This window comes from Herbaspirillum sp. FG34, assembly GCF_057809315.1.
Genome location: NZ_JBMDJS010000066.1, coordinates 1 through 345 on the forward strand (window position 1 = coordinate 1; position 345 = coordinate 345).

General features: G+C 62.6%; 1 protein-coding gene. It reads left to right on the forward strand.

Annotated features, from left to right (window positions below):
* Nucleotides 1-345 (forward strand): hypothetical protein (locus ACODSZ_RS23185; RefSeq protein ID WP_488928658.1); only part of this gene is annotated, 345 nt, incomplete at both ends.

The following is a 345-nucleotide window of genomic DNA, read 5'->3' on the forward strand; positions in this document are numbered from 1 at the left end:
TCGCTGCCCGGGGCAAGCTGACGCTCTCCACCGGTGAAGTCAACAATGAGGGCGGATTGTTGCAGGCCCTGAAGAGCCTCGACCTCGATACGCACGGTCAGGCACTGCACAACCTGCATTCGGGCGAGGATCAAGGTGTGCGTGCCGGCACGGATCTGCACATCAAGGCCGGGGCGCTGGGCAATGGCGCAGGTGTGGTGGTGGCAGGTGGCCTAGCCCGTCTGCAAGTGAACAGCCTCGACAACAATCGCGGGCGCATCCTCGCAGGCGAGGACCTGAGTCTCACGTCGGACTCCCTGATCGGCAAGGGCTTGCTGTTGAGTCACAAGGATCTGCGTATCGATG